Below are 16,653 nucleotides of genomic sequence, written 5' to 3' on the forward strand. Positions count from 1 at the left end.
GCGGGGACAGCAAGCGAGGAAAGCAATGACCCGGCGCGCCGCCCTGACCTTGCGCATCGTCCGCCTGCCGGCCCTGGCTCTGGGGGCGGCCCTGGGGGTGGCCGTCCTGGAGGCCATGTCCGGGTCCATTGCCCAAACCCCCGCCGCCGCACAGGCCGGTCCGGGAGAGGCCGCCCCGGCAGAGGCCGGCCGGTCCCGGCAGGCGGCGCGGCCGGACCGGGCCCTGGTGGGCACAGATTTCGGCTACGCGCAGTTCCGGGTCAACCGCAACGCGGCCAAACGGATCGACGCCCGCGGCGCCACCTGGACCCTCAGCAACCGCGGCCCGCGCCAGAACCGCTATCCCTTTCTCATCGACGGCAGCGTGCCGGGCACGCAAGTGGCCGGCGGCAGCATTCACGGCGAGGTGCCGCTCGATCTGGAGTGGAGCGAGATCTACATCAATTCCGCGGCGGTGATGGCGCGCGATGCCCCCGCCATAGAACTCCGCGGCTGGACCATCCGGCAGGCCTGGGACGGCCTCCGCATCGCCGGCGCCTCGGAGAATTTCCTGATCACCCGGGCCGCGGTTTACCAGACCCGCGACGATGCCGTCGAAAACGACCACGGCAATGCCGGCACCATCACCAACAGCCTGTTCGACGGGGTCTTCTCCGGCCTGAGCATGACCCGCAAGAAGATGCCGGACCGGACCTCGAAAGTGGTGACGCTCGACAACGTCCTGATGCGCATGCAGGCCTATCCGTTCAAGGGCCGCCTGACGCATGGCTCCCCCTTCAAGATCGAGACGCACAGCCCTTCGCTCAGGGTCCGCAACACGGTGCTGGCGATCGAGGACGTGACCCACATCGGCCAGGGCCGGCTGGCGCAGGCCTGGGTCAAGACGCTCTCGGCCGCGAACAATTATTTCCTGAACCTGTCCGATGACCCGCTGCCGGAGGGTTACCCGCTGCCGGGCCAGGGCTGGACGGTGCTGGAGGGCGAGGCCGCCCGCGCGCATTGGCAGGCGGCCCGGGCGCATTGGCTGGCCGGGCTGCCCTCCGGGCAGCGCAGGGCGGCCCGGCTTCCCTAGCCGGGGCGGCAAAAAGCCCCGGATGCCGGAAAACCGGAACGCCGAAAGACCGGATGCAGAAATAAAAACCGGGGGATTAAGGCGTTAATTATCCAAACGGGTAATGAATCAGATCCAAAAGGATTAAGGCCCCTCAACCCTCCCTCCCCATTGTGGCAATGTTGCTTCACTCTCCTCTTGATGTTAAACTTGAATACTGGATGCTGAGTTTCTGCAGAGTTTCTGCGCATCGGTTGTTTTGGTGCGGGTTCCGCACCTGTCTTTGCCAGCACGAGGGGGGTGTTATGGTGGAAAAAGAAATTTCTTCTCCGGAAGAAGACGAAACCGAAAACAAAATTGAAAGCGGAAGCGAAGTCAGCGTTCCTCTGAATTACAGCCGCCGCGAAGCCGTGAAAGCCCTGGCGAAATATTCCGCTGCGGTGGGCGGCGCCGCGGCGGTCGTGGTCACCGCCGACGGGCTGGTCAGCGAAGCCTCCGCCTATGGCTCCAAGCCGGCGAAGAAATACCCCGGCCGGAAGAAAATGCGCCGGTGGCGGCGGCTCGGGAAAATGCGCAGATGGCGCAGATGGCGCAGATGGCGGCGGCGGAACCGGGGCAGCTGAGCTCTGGCCGGAAAACCTAGAATGGTTTCCTCCCCCGGCCAATTTCCCCACGGGCAGCCTCTGCTTCCGGCACACCCGCTTGGGAAATGTTGCTTCGCTCCCATTCCAACGCTGCGCTTAATTACTGGATTCTGAGTTTCTGCACATCGGTTAAATTGGCACGGGAATCGTGCCCAACGTTAGTCACGGGGGAGTTCATCGTGGAAAAAGAAATGTCTTCGCAGGTAGAAAACGAAGCTGAAACCGAACCCAAAGTTCCTCTGAAATACAGCCGCCGTGAAGCCGTGAAGGCGCTGGCGAAATATTCCGCCGCAGTGGGCGGCGGGGCCGCGGTCGTTGTCACTGCGGACGGGCTGGTCAGCGAAGCCTCCGCTTACGGATACAAACCCGGGAAGCCCGGGAAGCCCGGGAAGCCGTGGAAGCCCGGGAAGCCGTGGAAGCCCGGGAAGCCGAAGAAATCCGGGAAGCCGAAGAAATCCGGGAAGCCGAAGAGGCCCTAAGAAACCGGAGATGGGTATGGGTGAAAGCCGCTGATTGGGCAGAATAATGCGGAGAGTGCGATGACCGCGGGGACGGCAGCATGGATCGACGGCAGGGAAAACAAGAGGGGTTTCCCCCCTGAACAGCATATGCGCCCGGCACACCATGGACCGGATTGAAGGCTTCGCTCTGGGCACGGCGTTTCTGCTGCATTCCCAGGAGAGCGGAGCCCTTCTTTCGAGCAACGCCTTCGGGCGCGACATTTATGACGCCTTGTCCGCGCGTCTGGACCTGACGGACATTTCTGCAAAAATCGCCCGCCAGCACGGGGTCGCGCCCGGCGATGCCGCGCCGCTGGTCGAGGAGGTGATCGCCCGGTGGCAGGCGGCGGGTCTGTTCCAGCCCGGGATGTGCCCCTTTGCGGCGCCGGTTGCCTACCGGGTGCCGCACACCGGCCCGCCGCAGATCTACCGCCTCGGAGACAGATACGTCATCCTGCGCTGCGAGGATCCGCAGCTCTCGGAGCAGATTGCCGCCTCCCTGCGGGATTATGCGGCGGGGGCGCTGGACATGCCGGACGACGGCACAACTGCCCTCATCGATGTCATTGCCGCGGATGCGGATGCGGAAGCGGAATATGGCGTGTTCCGCGACCGGGAGCCGGTCTGGGGGCGCGCGCCGCAGGATCTCACCCGGTTTCACGTCATCCGCGAATGCATGGATCATTTCTGCACGCCCTCCCGCGTCGCCGCGCATCTGCATGCCGCGGCCGTCGCCGATAGTGGACGGGCCGTGATCCTGGCGGGCGGCAGCGGCAGCGGCAAGACCACCCTCGCCATGGGGCTCATGGCCGCGGGCGGCGCGCTCGCGGCGGACGATCATGTGGCCCTCGCGGTGGACGGGCGGCACATGCTGGCGTTTCCGGCAGCTTCCGCCGTCAAGCGCGGCGCCTGGGACTTGCCGGAGATCCAGGCGCTGGGGCTTGCCGGCGGGGCCGCCGCCTCGCCGCGCGACGGCGTGCGCTATCTGCGGCCGCCGCGCTGCGTCCCGGCCGCAACCCCCGTCGCCGTCGCGGCCATCGTCTTCCCGCAGTATGGCGGCGCGGACGCCGCCAACGGCCTGGCGCGGCTGGATCCCGCCCGGGCGCTGACCCAGCTCATCCAGACCGGCGGGCGGGTGTCGCGCCGCAACCCTTCCCTCGCGCCTCTGGTGGCGCTGCTGGACCGCGTGCCCTGCTATGAGCTGCGCTATGGCTCCACCCGCTATTCGGTAGAGACATGCCAGTCCCTGCTCGCCCGCTGAACCGGCTGCTGGCCTGCCGCTCGGTGCCGCACCGGGCCGTCCTGGGGCTGATGGCCCCGGCGCTCGGATATCCGGCGCCGGACACGCTGGCGCAGGATCTGAAGGCAAGCGGCCCCGGGGAGCTGGTGAAAATCGCCACCTACACTTACGTCCATACGGTGGCTGCCTCCGCCTTCGGCACCGCGCCGGAGCTTGAGCAGGCGGTGCCGCGCGACCTGCTCATCTACTTTGCCGAAATGCAGAAGGCCAACCGGCGGCGCAATGCCGCGATCCGGGCGCAGCTTCTGCAGATCGGAGAGATCTTTGCCGCAGAGGGCATCGAGGCCGTGGCCCTGAAAGGCTGCGCCGAACTGCTGCGCCCGGTCTTCCCGGACCCGGGGATGCGGTTTCTGAGCGACATCGACCTGCTGCTGCCGGGCAGGGACATCGAAGCCGCGCGCGCCGCCCTCGAAGCCGCCGGCGCCGCCCGCAGCAGCACGCGCGGCGTCACCGGGCGCGGCCACCATCACCTGCCGCCGCTGACCTGCACCGGCTGGGCGGTCTCCGTCGAGCTGCATCACGCGCTGGGGGCCGCAAAGGTGAGAGACCTGCTGCCGGCGGGCGAAGTGTTTGCGGCCTCGCAGCCCAGCGGCCGGGCCGGCCTGCGCCTGCCCGGCCCGCTGCACCGGGTGATGCACATGGCGGCGCATGCGGAACTGGCCAAACGGCCGCTCGAAGCCGCGATCCTGTCGCTGCGCGATTGCCTGGAGTTTCAGCAGATGCAGGCGGCTCTGCCCGCCGGGACGCTGCCAGCCGCGCGCGGCAGATTTGCCGCCGCGGGCTGCGGCAAGGCCTTTGACCGGCTGGCCGAGGCTGCCGGGGCTGTTATCGGGCCGGCCGCCTGCCCGGAAACCGGGCCCGGCCTGCGCTGCGGCAACAGGATGCTGCGGCTGTTCGGGCGGCCCGCAGAGCAGAAACTCCGCAAACTGGCCGGCTGGACCGGATTCTACATCTGCCAGTTTGTCAGCAATCCGCAGTTGCGCAGCTACTACCTCAGGATGCTGTCCAGCCCGGACGCGCTGGCGCGGGTGTCCGGATTCCACAAGAAATGGCTGCAGCGATTCTGAGCCGCGCGGCGTTTCCTGGCCTCTGCGCCAGGGCCGCGCGTCACCGCCTGGCGGCATTCAGGATCAGCCAGATGCCCATCAGCACCGCCAGCAGCTGGGCGCAGAAGATCATCAGCATCACCATCCCCGCACCCGCAATGCCATGCGCCGGGATCAGAAAGAGACAGCCGAAGATGGACACCACCAGCATGACGCCGTTCTGCCAGCACAGCCACCAGAACTTCCGCGATGCGATGACGCCGAACTGGAGCAGATTGGCGGTGACCCGCACCGAGGCCGCCGCCACCAGCCAGACCAGCACGCCGCTATGGGCGGCATAGGCCTCCGTGTAGACCAGGCCGAGGATCGGGCCACCTATCTCCGACACGATGAGGACACCCGCGGCGCCGCACAGGGCAACGCCCGCAACCATCTTGGCCAGCAGGGCCAGGAACCTGCTGAATTCCCGGTCTGCAAACATCCGCGCCAGCCGCACGCTCGTGGCCACCCCCAGCGAGGTGACCAGCCGGACCGGCGCCATCGCCAGGGCCAGTATGGCGGCATAGATCCCGAGGGAGGCCAGGCCGAACTCCGCCTCCAGCTTCACGCGGGGGAAGTAGATCGCGCCGACGATCAGGAAGGTCGCAAAGACCAGCGGCATCACCTGCAGGGACAGCGCGCCAAGCACCTTCGGGTTCCAGTTCGGCATCAGCCGCCCGCCGTTCTTCAGGGCGTCCCGTTCGCGCGCGATGGCGAGGTCATGAAAGACAAACACCGCCGCATGGGCAAGCAGCTGGCCCAGGGTGGCCGCCACCAGCGATCCGGTCAGGTAGAACCCGAGCGTCAGGAACAGCAGCGACAGCGGGCCGACGATGTTCAGCGACCGGCCGATGAGATCCATCCGCTCGTCCAGCTGGAAATGGGCATAGAGGATGTCGGACAGAAGCCAGAAGCAGCGGTTCAGCCCGTAAAGGAGGATGACGAGGAAGACCTCGGTACCGGCCTGGGCGATGCCTGCGGCGGAGATCAGCACAAGGGCCACCGCCACCGCGGCAATCCGCAGGGCGAGGTAATCGCCATACTGGAATTGTTCCCGGGTGTCGCTGGAGCGCGCCTCCCGCAAGCCCATTTTTGCAATCTCGGCCACCGGCATGCAGATCGCCTGCGCCAGGGCATAGATGCCGACCGTTTCCGGGGCCGACAGTTTTGCCAGCACCACAAGCGACAGCCAAGTCGACAGGGAGGCCACCAGGCGCCCCACGAAGATGGCCCTGAAGTTGCTGAAGACCGTGCGGCCTGTGTCCTGGTTCACCACGGCGCCGGGCTCCCGGCAGCATCCGGCCGCAGCACATGGCCCCCCGCCTGGCCCCCCCCGGAAAGCGGGCGGCGCGGCGGCCCGGAACCGGCGTGTGGCAGGGACGGGGCGGGGGGCGGTCCGGGGACCCTGCAGGCAGTGCTGTCAATGCGGCCCAGAAAATGCATGCGAGAAATCCTTTCGCGAAGGGCGGGGCACACGCCCCGGCGCCTCCTCAACACAAACCACCAGACACGCCTCTTTTGCGCTGCACCGCCGCCTTCGGCCCGGCGCTGCCGCCCCTGGCGGCCCCGGCGCTTCGGTCAGCCTGCGATGTCCAGGTGGCATGTCCCCCGGTGCCAGCGTCGCCCGATCCCCCGGGCCGATCAAGCCTTTTGTCGCGCGTTTTACCGCCTGCCGAGCTGACGGATGCACATGGCGCCGCCGGGAGTCCGGGTCGGGGGGCAGCCCCGGGGGAGGAGGGGGGCGGGATCAAAACAGTTGTGATTGTCCGCAGCCGTGCTACGCTTTTCCAGGCGGAGCGTGCCCCTCGACGCTCTGCGAATGCGGGCGCCTGTGCGGGCGCCTGATCGTTTGTTGCGGTTCGTGATATACGGACGTCAATTGAGAGCGGGATATCATGAAAGTATTTTGCCTGAGCGCGCAGAGAACGGGCACCACCTCCATGGGGCGGTTTCTGCGCGACAACAAGTTCAATGTCTGCGGATGGCGGGAGTCCAAATCGCTCAAGTTGAGCGAGCTCTGGTATGACGGAAAACTGGACGAGATGTTCTCGGCCATCGAAAAACGGGGCTTCACCGGTTTTGAGGATTCGCCCTGGTATTACCCCGGTATCGAGGTGGAGCTCTACCGGCGCTATCCGGATGCGAAATACATCCTGATGGAGCGGGATCCGGACGCCTGGTTCAAGTCGATGCTGTCCCACAGCGGCGGCAAGAATCCCGGCTCGGCCAGGATTCATGCCCGGATCTACGGCCGGGAGGCCGACCTCGGGGATCTGGGCGGCATCCGGGCCCGGGACGGGAGCGACTGGAACATGCTGGAGCTTCAGGGCCATGCCGAGCACTACAAGCGCATCTATGTGGCGCGGAACGAGAAGTGCCGCGCGTATCTGGCGGGCCAGGGCGCCGATCTGTACCACGGCCGGCTCGAGGAGATCGACTGGGGCGATATCGCCGCCTTCATCGGCCTGGACCGCCCGGTCTTCAGAAGCGGGTCGACCCATGCCAACCGGAGCAGAGGCAGACGGTTCAAGCAATTCCTGCGCAGCCTGAAAAAGAGCGTGGCCGGCTGAGTTTTTGCCTGCCCGGCTGCCGGGCAGGGCTTCGCGGCCGTCCGCCCGCCCGGGGCGGTGGGGCAGGCGCAAGGGCTGATGCCACCCGCTTGGACCGGTGCAGCGGCCGCAGCCGGACGGCTGCCTTCCCTTGCGTCACCCTGGCGGAAGGCGCCTGCCTGCCGGGCATCTGATTGCGCGTCATGGGCTTGACGTCGCGTCGCGCAACCTCCGGAAGAACCAGCGCACCCTTCAGCATATTTCCCCGTAACGCATTGTAATCATTACGGAATGCCGGCCTTGTGCGGCCGGCGCCGTGATCAAGGGTATTTTTCCCTCGGCAAAAGTCTGCGCACCCGCGCGGGCTGGGCCGCCAAACGAGAGAGCGCCGGCAGCGCCCTGATTTTTTACGCAAAATTAACGGGCGGCTGCAGCTCCCCATCGCCGCCACGGCCTGAGCAAAAGACCGCCGGCGGCTGATCGCTGCCAAAATCCCCGCACGCCGCGCCGCTGCCTTGCTTCGAACGGGGGAGGAAGAGAAGAACCCCGCGCAAGCAGCGTCCCGGGAAAAACCTGGGGCAAACCTTAAAAGCAAACCTAACGGACTCTCCCTCAGACAAACGCAAAAGGGACACCAGAAACATGGCAGATACAATCACGCTGACAGGCGATTACGGCTACTCGCAGTACAGGTACAACGGCGGCACTGCGGATGCGATCGACGCAACCGATGCAACGTGGATCGTTGCGAACCAGGGCAGCAAGACCAATAATTATCCGTTTCTCGTCGATGACGCCAAGACCGGCATCGACGTCTACGGCGCAACCTTCAACGGCCAGGTCTCGCTGACCGGCGAATGGGCGAAGACCTATTCCAACTCGGCCGCCTTCATGGTGCGGGACACCGAAAAGGCGGACGTCTCCGACCTGCGAATCTCCCGGGCCTGGGATGCGGTCCGCTTCGGCTCCGATTCCGACGGCTTCGAAGTCTCCGATGTCTGGGCCTCCGAGATCCGCGACGACGTGTTCGAGAACGACCACGCCAACTCCGGCACCATTTCGAACAGCCTGTTCGACGGGGTCTTCTCCGGCCTGAGCATGACCCACCAGGTGATGCCGAAGCTGACCTCGAAAGTGGTGACGCTCGACAACGTGCTGATGCGCATGGAGTCCTATGCGTTCGAGAACGGCAAGACGCATGGCTCGCCCTTCAAGATCGAGGCCAACAGCCCCTCGCTCAGCGTCCACAACTCGGTGCTGGCGATCGAGGATGTGAACCATATCGGCCAGGGCCGACTCGAGCAGGCCTGGGACAAGATGGTCTCTTCCTCGGGCAACGTCTTCCTGAATCTCTCCGACAATCCGCTGCCCAAGGGCTACCCGATGCCGGGCAAGGGCTGGACCGTGCTGCAGGGCCAGGAGGCCCGCGACTACTGGGACGCGGCCCGCGACGAATGGATCGCAAACCGCGGCGAGGAGCCTGCCGCCGATACGGCCGGCCCTGTGCAGCCGGCGCAGGACCTGGAGGATCAGGCACCCGCCGCCGGTACGGCCCCGGCTGACGAGCCCGCGATCCCGGCCGCGGACAGCAGCGCCGGTTCCCCCGCAGACGGCCCGGCCGTTCAGGCGGACGGCAAGATCGTGCTGGACAGCACGACCCTCACCGGCCTGCAGACCGGCCCCGATGGCGAGGCACAAACGCTTGACGCGGCCAGCTTCACGATTGGCGGCCGGGCGAACGACAGCGGGGACCGCATCATCTATACGTTCAAGACCGGCGAGCTGTTCTACGATGAGGACGGCAGCGGTGCGGCCAAGCAGGTCAAGATTGCCCAGCTCGAGGACCGTGTGTACTACAACCATACCGACTTCCTCGTGTCCGGCACGGCAGAGAAGGCCGACGGTTCCACCAGCCCCTCGGCCACCCGGGATGCCGCCGCAGCCGACGGCTTGCCCAATGACGACAGCGTGGCCAAGACGATGGGCGATTTCGATCCCGGCACCGACCAGATCGTCCTCAAGAGTTCCGAGCTCACGGCGCTGGACGGCCAGCAGGGGCAGGATCTGGACGAGGCCAGCTTCACGATCGCCGGGCGCGCCGGCGACGGCGAGGACCGCATCATGTACAAGTTCAAGACCGGCGAGCTGTTCTACGATGCGGATGGCACCGGCCCGGAAGCGCAGGTCAAGATCGCGGAAATGGACGCGCATATGTACCTCGACCACAGCGATTTCTTCGTCCTCTAAGCGGAGAGGCAATTATCGGGTTGCCGCCGGGGTTTCTGGCGGCAGCTCATCCCGTGTCCGCAGGCATCGGCCTGGGCGCGCCCCGCACCAGTGCCGGGCGCCCGTTCACGCCGCCGGCGGTTCTGGCGGTTCCCGAATTCCGGATACATCCGCCTGCCTCGGACAGGCGGGCCTTCGAACAGGGACGGCCTTCTGCAGGCAGCAGCGCACAAACTGATGTGCCCCGGATCCCGTGCAATGGACGGGGGCGGAGGGCAGCTCCTCCCGCCCGCGTTCCCGAACTGGCACCGTTCAGCAGAAAGGCTTTCCGGCAAGGGCCCGGCGCTGCGGCCGGGAAAGCCCGCCAGGCATGCAGGCTGGCAGCGGCTGTTGCGGCCGCCACGCCCTGCCATCCGCCCGTCCCGGGGAGGCGCGGCAGCCGGAATCCCGCATCACTCCCGCGTCTCCCCCGCGTGTCCCCCGTGCCACATCGGCGTTTCCCTGCTGGCCGGAACGGCGTTTTGAGCAAAGGTTTGCGCGTTATATCCCGGACGCTGCGCCGCGCAACCCCCGGGAGTCCCGGCGCGTCCCTGGCGCGAACTTCACCCTAACGCATTGTAACTCTTCTGGATTAGCCGCCTGACAGGATTGGCCGCGGTTGCAAGGCGGGCCTCCCTCGGCAAAAGTTTGCGCAGGCAGATTTGCAGAGGCAACCAGACATGCCGGCTCCCGTAGCGCCCTGATTTTCACGCAAAATTGACGGAACCGCTCCGCCGCCCCTGGCCCGCCGCCGCCTGGGCGGGAACCCGCCGGCGGCTGATCGCTGCCAAAATCCCCGCACGCCGCGCCGCTGCCTTGCTTCGAACGGGGGAGGAAGAGAAGAACCCCGCGCAAGCAGCGTCCCGGATCATTCCCCCGGGGCAAACCTACCAGGCTCTCCCTCGGAAAGACACAAAAGGTACACCAGTAACATGGCAAATAAAATCACCCTGACCGCAGATTACGGCTACTCGCAGTACAGGTACAACGGCGGCACTGCGGATGCGATCGACGCAACCGATGCAACGTGGATCGTTGCGAACCAGGGCAGCAAGACCAACAATTATCCGTTTCTCGTCGATGACGCCAAGACCGGCATCGACGTCTACGGCGCAGCCTTCAACGGCCAAGTCTCGCTGACCGGCGAATGGGCGAAGACCTATTCCAACTCGGCCGCCTTCATGGTGCGGGACACCGAAAAGGCGGACGTCTCCGACCTGCGAATCTCCCGGGCCTGGGATGCGGTCCGCTTCGGCTCCGATTCCGACGGCTTCGAAGTCTCCGATGTCTGGGCCTCCGAGATCCGCGACGACGTGTTCGAGAACGACCACGCCAACTCCGGCACCATTTCGAACAGCCTGTTCGACGGGGTCTTCTCCGGCCTGAGCATGACCCACCAGGTGATGCCGAAGCTGACCTCGAAAGTGGTGACGCTCGACAACGTGCTGATGCGCATGGAGTCCTATGCGTTCGAGAACGGCAAGACGCATGGCTCGCCCTTCAAGATCGAGGCCAACAGCCCCTCGCTCAGCGTCCACAACTCGGTGCTGGCGATCGAGGATGTGAACCATATCGGCCAGGGCCGACTCGAGCAGGCCTGGGACAAGATGGTCTCTTCCTCGGGCAACGTCTTCCTGAATCTCTCCGACAATCCGCTGCCCAAGGGCTACCCGATGCCGGGCAAGGGCTGGACCGTGCTGCAGGGCCAGGAGGCCCGCGACTACTGGGACGCGGCCCGCGACGAATGGATCGCAAACCGCGGCGAGGAGCCTGCCGCCGATACGGCCGGCCCTGTGCAGCCGGCGCAGGACCTGGAGGATCAGGCACCCGCCGCCGGTACGGCCCCGGCTGACGAGCCCGCGATCCCGGCCGCGGACAGCAGCGGGCCGCTGACGCTGAATGGCACCAATGGCGACGACCAGCTGACCGGCGGCAACGGCAATGACGCGCTGCGCGGCAAGCAAGGCAGTGACGAGCTGCGCGGCGGCGGCGGCAATGACGCGATGTATGGCGGCGCGGGCAACGATAAGCTGAGCGGCGGCAACGGCAGGGACATGCTGAGCGGCAAGAGAGGCAATGACGAGCTGACCGGCGGCGCCGGCGAGGACATCTTCATCTTCGACACCGCCCCCAATGACAGCAAGAATGTCGATACCATCACCGATTTCAAGCCCGGCGCCGACAAGATCGCGCTCGACACCTCGGTGTTCACCGGCCTCAAGAGCGGCGCGGACACGCTGGACGCGGCCGGCTTCACGATGGCCGGCCGGGCGGACGACGGTGAGGACCGCCTCATCTACACTTGGAAGACCGGCGCGCTGCATTACGATGCCGATGGCTCCGGGCGCGGCGCGCAGGTGCAGATTGCCCAGCTGGAGTCGCAGCTGGACCTCGGTGCCAGCGACTTCCTGCTGATCTGATCTTTGGACCCCGCCGCCCCGCGGGGCGTGCTCCGGGCGCCGGCCTCCGGCGCCCGGAGAGAGACAGCTGCCGGCCCCGGGCCTCCCGCCGGGGCCGGCGCGCGCCCCCGCACCCGGGCCGCGCCATAATCCGTTTAGGGGGGGGGCTTCTCATCCGGCTGGCAGATCCGGCCGGCGCACGCTCCCCGCCGCCCCCGGAAGAGCAGGGCCCTACGTCAAAAGGATAACTATTCAAAGACGGGAACAGGACCGCAGACTGAACGTATACGGCCACGGCATCTGTGGCCCGGTATTCGGGTTTCAAGGAATTGTTCCAAGGGATTGCAGACGGGCGGCACGCCAGAACACCCGCCCCCCCGGACATCCGAGAGCTCCCCGACTGCCGGCCCGCGCAGCCGTCCGGCCACCGGATTTCAAAATTGGGGGGATTGATGGACAACCAGCTGCAGAAAGGCCGCGCCGCCGCACGACCGCCGGTGGCCGAACCGACAGAGGCCATGCGCGGGGCCGCAGCGCCACCCGCTGCCCTCGGGGTGGCAGGCCCGCCCGCGGCTGTGGAAATTCCGGCCGCGCCGGTCATTTCCCCAGCCCAGGCCCGGCGCCTCAGCGCGGCGGTGCTTGGCGGCACCCCCGCCTTCCGCAGAACCCTGCATGTGGGGCGGCCGAACATGCCCGATCAGCAGGTGTTTCTCGACCGCATCCAGCAGGTCCTCGGCAGCGGCCAGCTGACCAACTGGGGGCCGCTGGTGCAGGACTTCGAAGCCCGTGTTGCCGAAATCGCCGGCGCCCGCCACTGCATCGCCACCTGCAATGCCACCACCGGACTCGAGCTGGCGATCGGCGGGCTGGGCATGGCGGGGGATGTGATCGTGCCCTCCTTCACCTTCATCGCCACCGTGCATGCGCTGTGGCGCCAGGGCGTGCGGCCGGTGTTCTGCGATATCGACCCGGTCACCCATTGCCTGGATCCCGATTGCGTCGAAGCCGCGATCACCTCGCGCACCACCGGCATCCTCGGGGTGCATCTGTGGGGCAACTCCTGCGCCAGCGAGCGGCTGCGGGAGCTGGCCCGGGAGCACGGGCTGAAGCTGATGTTCGATGCCGCCCATGCCTTCGGCTGCCAGCCCGAGCGCCCGCAGGACAGCTACCTGGGTGACGCCGAGGTCTACAGCTTCCACGCCACCAAATGCATCCACGCCTTCGAGGGCGGCGCCATCGTCACCAATGACGACGCCCTGGCGGACCGGCTGCGCTATATGGTCAATTTCGGCTTTGCCGGCGAGGATCAGGTCGCGCATCTGGGCACCAATGGCAAGATGAACGAGGCCTCCGCGGCGATGGGGCTGACCTCGGTCGAAGCGATGGACCGCTTCTTCGGCCATAACCGGGAGAATTATGCCGCCTTCGCGGAGGGGCTGGCCGGGCTGCCCGGGCTCAGCCTGATGCCGCGGGCGGCGGCGCGGCGCCACAGCTATCAGTATGTGGTGACCGAGATCGACCCCGACGCGGCCGGGCTCACCCGCGACGAGCTGGTTGCGGCGCTGCGGCTGGAAAACGTGGTGGCGCGGCGCTACTTCCATCCCGGCTGCCACCGCATGCAGCCCTATGCCGGGCTGTCGCCGCGGGCAGGGCAGACCCTGCCGGTCACCGAGGCGGTGGCGGAGCGGGTCATGGTGCTGCCGACCGGCACCCAGATAAGCCGCGAGGACGTGGCCAGGATGTGCGCCCGGATCACCGCGCTGCTGCGCCAGGCGCCCGAGGTGCGCGCCGCGCTGAAACACTGCGAGGACCCCCGCCTGCCGCATTTTGCCCCGCTGCGGGCCGGCCATCATTGAACGGCCGCTGCCCCCCCGCGGCGGCGCCCGCGCGGGCAGTGCCCGCGCGGCGGAACATGTGTGAACGGGCATGCGTGACCAGGCACGTGCGGACGGGCATGCGTGGAACATGGGGAGGGAAAGAACGATGACTGCACCGGATCACACGGAACCGGAGGACACCCAAGGCTCCAGGGCTGCAGGTCCCGCCGCGGGCGGGCCAGTGGACGGGCCAGTGGACGGGCCAGTGGACGGGCCTGTGGACGGGCCTTTGAACGGGCCCGCTGACAAGCTGGCTGACGCGCCGGGTCTGCCCGGCGGGGAAGGGGCTGCGCACTGCGGCGCCTGCCGCAACTGCGGCGGCTGCCGCGGCGCGGCCGGGCAGCGGCCGCAGACCGCATGACCGCCCCGGCCTCGCCCGGCACCGGCCCGCTGCCCGCGGCGGAGGCCCGGCGCCTGGGCCTGCGCAACTTCCGCGCGGTCTTTGCCCAGGCTTGGAAAGCCCGGCCTCTGCAAACCCGGGCCCTGAAAGCCCATCCCCTGACGTCTCCCGGCCTGACCTCTTCCGCCCTGAAACCGCAGGCCCCGAACCCTGTCCCGCACACGGAGTCCCAGCCATGAAAGTCTCAGTCTCGGTTGTCACCTACCAGCATGCACAGACCGCACGCCAGGCGGTCGACAGCGTGCTGCTGCAGGAGACGGATTTCGATGTCGAGGTGATCATCGGCGACGATGCCTCCAGCGACGGCACGAGGGAGATTCTGGAGAGCTACCACAGCTTTGCCCCCGCCTCGGTGAAGACGCTGCTGCGGCGGGACAATGCCGGCGATGCCGGGCTGACCAATGTGCTGGCGACCATCGACGCCGCGGAAGGCGAGTATATCGCCTTCCTGGACGGCGACGATTATTGGACCGATGCCGCCAAGCTGCAGAAACAGGCGGATTTCCTCGATGCCCATCCCGACTGCGCCGTCTGCGCGCACCGGGTGGAGCATCTGCACGACAATGGCCGCAGCTCCCTGTCGCCCAATGCGCCGCAGGGCACCGGCAGCTATGATGTCGGCGCCCTGATCCTGCGCAATTTCGCCCCGAAGATCTCCACCATGGTGCGCCGCAGCGCGCTGGACGACCTGCCCGGCTGGTACCGCAGCACCAAGGTCGCCTCGGCGGACTGGCTGCTGAACGTCCTGGCCGGCCGCCACGGGCAGATCGGCTTTCTCAACCAGGTGATGGCGGTGCACCGCATCCACGGCGCCAGCGTCATGGCAAACCACGGCGTCGTGCGGATGCTCTCGGACAAGCTGAGGGCGATCACCGCGCTGCAGCCCTGCCTGCCGCAGAAGAACCAGGAGCTGCAGCAGCTGCGCCGCCAGCTCTTGTGGAAGCGCCGCGCCGCGCAGTGGACGCCGGGCGCCTTCCAGGTGCTGAAGCGGCTGAACGAGCTCACCCGGCCGCAGCCGCGCGCCTGAGGCCCGCGGACGTCCCCGCGCCGCAGGCCGGTCAGGGGCCAGTCAGGCGGGCCGGTCAGGAGCCAATCAGGAAGGCCGGTCAGGAAGGCCGGTCAGGCAGGCCGGTCAGGAGCCAGTCGGGGAGTTGCGCCGCCGCCGCGTCCCGGCTTGCGCAGGGCGGTCTCTCCCCGCCGTGGCGGGCAGGCAGAGGGCAGGCAGGGCGGCTGCCAGAGGCGGCTGGCAGCGGAAGGGTTTCCGCCGCAGACGCCAAAGCCAGCAGCGCCAGGAAAAGCAGACAGGACAGCAGGGCAGGGCGGCAGGCGTTCAGGCGCCGGGAGGCGCCTGTTGCCGCCCCCCGGAGGCCCCTGCCGCAGACACCTGGCGGCCGCTAATGCGTGACTTGCGCCTGGTTCAGCTTGAACGCCGCTTCCGTCCGGTTCACCACATTCAGCTTCTTGAGGATGTTGCGGACATGCACCTTCACGGTGTTCTCGCACATGCCCAGCTCGAAGGCGATGGTCTTGTTGGGCTTGCCCTGGCGCAGGGCCTCGGCGACCGCGGACTGGCGCGAGGTCAGCCTGCCGGTGCAGGGCGCATCGGCCGGTTTCTCCTTCAGGATCGCCTGGCGCAGATCCGCCAGCGCGGGCCCGGTCAGCAGGAAGCCCCCGGAGGCGGCGGTGCGGATCGCATCCACCACCCCTTTCAGCCCGACGCTGGCCGGTATATAGCCGTTCACGCCGCATTCCAGCACCGCCGCCATCCGGCCGATCTCCTCGCAATCCGACAGCACCACCACCGGAACCGGCGCCGCGGCCTTCACCAGCCGCCGGGCGGCGGCCAGGGTCTCGGCCTCGCGCATTTCGCTTTGGGTGAGACACAGGATGACCGCATCCGGCGTGCTGCCGGGCGGGTTTGCATCGAGATAGCCGTCGATGGAATCGCAGCAGGCAAGGCTCACGCCCGGGTGCAGCAGGCCGATACTGTGCGACAGGCATTCCTGCCAGAGCCGCTGCTTTTCGACGATGATGAAATGCGCACTCCGCGGCGCCCCCCGGGGCACCGGTGCCTTTGGACCACTATCCCCATCGTTCAGAACTTTCCGCGCAGCGGACGCCAGAACAGGCTCCCCACTGCGGGAGTCAATAACTTTCCCCCTCAACATTCCGTCCCCACACTTTTTACACAAACACTTCGGCTCTACCTGGCCTCAGCGAAACCCTCACCGGTCAATTCCGATGCACACAATTTTAGACGATAGCGCGAAACGGCCGTAAAACAATCCCGTAAGCACCCAAGCAGCGCGGCGGGCAGCGCGGCGGGCCCGGCCTGCGGCGAGACTTTTTTAACATAACGCGGATTACAGGGCGCATCCCTGTACCCGCAAAGCTGAAATGTCACCCTTTGGCAATTCATGAAACAGGCAGCGGAAGCAGACATAGAACGGGTAATTATGAGCGAGCGCGAACTGTGCCGCGTGGAAGTGCTGGCACAGGTCGATGACGGCCGGCTGACGGGTGCGCATGGCGCGAACCTGCTGGGGCTGACGCGCCGCCAGGTGTTCCGGCTGCGGAAGCGGT

At 67.0% G+C, this 16,653-nt stretch carries 11 protein-coding genes; 9 read left to right on the forward strand and 2 right to left on the reverse strand.

Going from position 1 to position 16,653, the window contains the following annotated elements; translation table 11 throughout:
• The first annotated feature begins 25 nt into the window (after positions 1–25).
• The 4 genes from ACOHX0_RS20070 (at position 26) to ACOHX0_RS20085 (ending at position 4,562) form a co-directional block, all read left to right on the forward strand.
• Entirely contained in the window at positions 26–1,072 is a 1,047-nt protein-coding gene (locus tag ACOHX0_RS20070; RefSeq protein ID WP_420679015.1) for a hypothetical protein, read from the forward strand.
• A 284-nt stretch (positions 1,073–1,356) separates the two neighbouring features.
• Positions 1,357–1,674 carry a hypothetical protein gene (locus tag ACOHX0_RS20075; RefSeq protein ID WP_420679016.1) on the forward strand — a complete coding sequence of 106 codons (318 nt, stop codon included), beginning with the start codon at positions 1,357–1,359 and terminating at the stop codon, positions 1,672–1,674.
• Positions 1,675–2,319: 645 nt separating this feature from the next.
• On the forward strand, positions 2,320–3,456 hold the full coding sequence (locus ACOHX0_RS20080) for a hypothetical protein (protein ID WP_420679017.1): 1,137 nt from the start codon (positions 2,320–2,322) through the stop codon (positions 3,454–3,456).
• A complete protein-coding gene (locus ACOHX0_RS20085; protein WP_420679018.1) occupies positions 3,432–4,562 on the forward strand; it encodes a nucleotidyltransferase family protein in 1,131 nt (376 codons plus the stop codon). The genes ACOHX0_RS20080 and ACOHX0_RS20085 overlap by 25 nt, the downstream gene beginning before the upstream one ends.
• A 40-nt stretch (positions 4,563–4,602) precedes the next feature.
• Here ACOHX0_RS20085 and ACOHX0_RS20090 read toward each other — a convergent pair whose 3' ends face one another.
• The gene (locus tag ACOHX0_RS20090) at positions 4,603–5,856 is read right to left on the reverse strand and encodes an MATE family efflux transporter (protein WP_420679019.1); all 1,254 of its coding nucleotides are present in this window, start codon (positions 5,854–5,856) and stop codon (positions 4,603–4,605) included.
• Between the two features lie 619 nt (positions 5,857–6,475).
• On the opposite strand from ACOHX0_RS20090, the gene ACOHX0_RS20095 reads away from it, so the two are divergent.
• From ACOHX0_RS20095 to ACOHX0_RS20115, 5 genes are all read left to right on the forward strand, one after another.
• Positions 6,476–7,150, forward strand: a complete 675-nt coding sequence (locus ACOHX0_RS20095; protein WP_420679020.1) for a sulfotransferase — start codon at positions 6,476–6,478, stop codon at positions 7,148–7,150.
• 621 nt (positions 7,151–7,771) lie between these two features.
• Positions 7,772–9,376: a hypothetical protein gene (locus ACOHX0_RS20100; RefSeq protein WP_420679021.1), complete on the forward strand. Its 1,605-nt coding sequence runs from the start codon at positions 7,772–7,774 to the stop codon at positions 9,374–9,376.
• Positions 9,377–10,326: 950 nt separating this feature from the next.
• Positions 10,327–11,814: a calcium-binding protein gene (locus ACOHX0_RS20105; protein ID WP_420679022.1), complete on the forward strand. Its 1,488-nt coding sequence runs from the start codon at positions 10,327–10,329 to the stop codon at positions 11,812–11,814.
• A gap of 431 nt (positions 11,815–12,245) precedes the next feature.
• Entirely contained in the window at positions 12,246–13,649 is a 1,404-nt protein-coding gene (locus ACOHX0_RS20110) for a DegT/DnrJ/EryC1/StrS family aminotransferase (RefSeq protein ID WP_420679023.1), read from the forward strand.
• 596 nt (positions 13,650–14,245) lie between these two features.
• Positions 14,246–15,097, forward strand: a complete 852-nt coding sequence (locus ACOHX0_RS20115; protein WP_420679024.1) for a glycosyltransferase — start codon at positions 14,246–14,248, stop codon at positions 15,095–15,097.
• 367 nt (positions 15,098–15,464) lie between these two features.
• On the opposite strand, the gene ACOHX0_RS20120 is transcribed toward ACOHX0_RS20115, so the two are convergent.
• Positions 15,465–16,136, reverse strand: coding sequence for a LuxR C-terminal-related transcriptional regulator (locus tag ACOHX0_RS20120; RefSeq protein ID WP_420679025.1), 672 nt, complete (start codon positions 16,134–16,136; stop codon positions 15,465–15,467).
• Positions 16,137–16,653 lie beyond the last annotated feature (517 nt).

The sequence above is a fragment of the Cribrihabitans pelagius genome (genome assembly GCF_048820915.1).
GTDB lineage: Bacteria > Pseudomonadota > Alphaproteobacteria > Rhodobacterales > Rhodobacteraceae > Cribrihabitans_A > Cribrihabitans_A pelagius.

Excerpts from the sequence above, each read along its gene's own strand:
- ACOHX0_RS20095 (WP_420679020.1), top strand. The coding sequence starts at position 6,476 with ATGAAAGTATTTTGCCTGAGCGCGCAGAGAACGGGCACCACCTCCATG.
- ACOHX0_RS20115 (WP_420679024.1), top strand. The coding sequence starts at position 14,246 with ATGAAAGTCTCAGTCTCGGTTGTCACCTACCAGCATGCACAGACCGCA.
- ACOHX0_RS20105 (WP_420679022.1), top strand. The coding sequence starts at position 10,327 with ATGGCAAATAAAATCACCCTGACCGCAGATTACGGCTACTCGCAGTAC.
- ACOHX0_RS20075 (WP_420679016.1), top strand. The coding sequence starts at position 1,357 with ATGGTGGAAAAAGAAATTTCTTCTCCGGAAGAAGACGAAACCGAAAAC.
- ACOHX0_RS20100 (WP_420679021.1), top strand. The coding sequence starts at position 7,772 with ATGGCAGATACAATCACGCTGACAGGCGATTACGGCTACTCGCAGTAC.
- ACOHX0_RS20085 (WP_420679018.1), top strand. The coding sequence starts at position 3,432 with ATGCCAGTCCCTGCTCGCCCGCTGAACCGGCTGCTGGCCTGCCGCTCG.
- ACOHX0_RS20070 (WP_420679015.1), top strand. The coding sequence starts at position 26 with ATGACCCGGCGCGCCGCCCTGACCTTGCGCATCGTCCGCCTGCCGGCC.
- ACOHX0_RS20110 (WP_420679023.1), top strand. The coding sequence starts at position 12,246 with ATGGACAACCAGCTGCAGAAAGGCCGCGCCGCCGCACGACCGCCGGTG.
- ACOHX0_RS20080 (WP_420679017.1), top strand. The coding sequence starts at position 2,320 with ATGGACCGGATTGAAGGCTTCGCTCTGGGCACGGCGTTTCTGCTGCAT.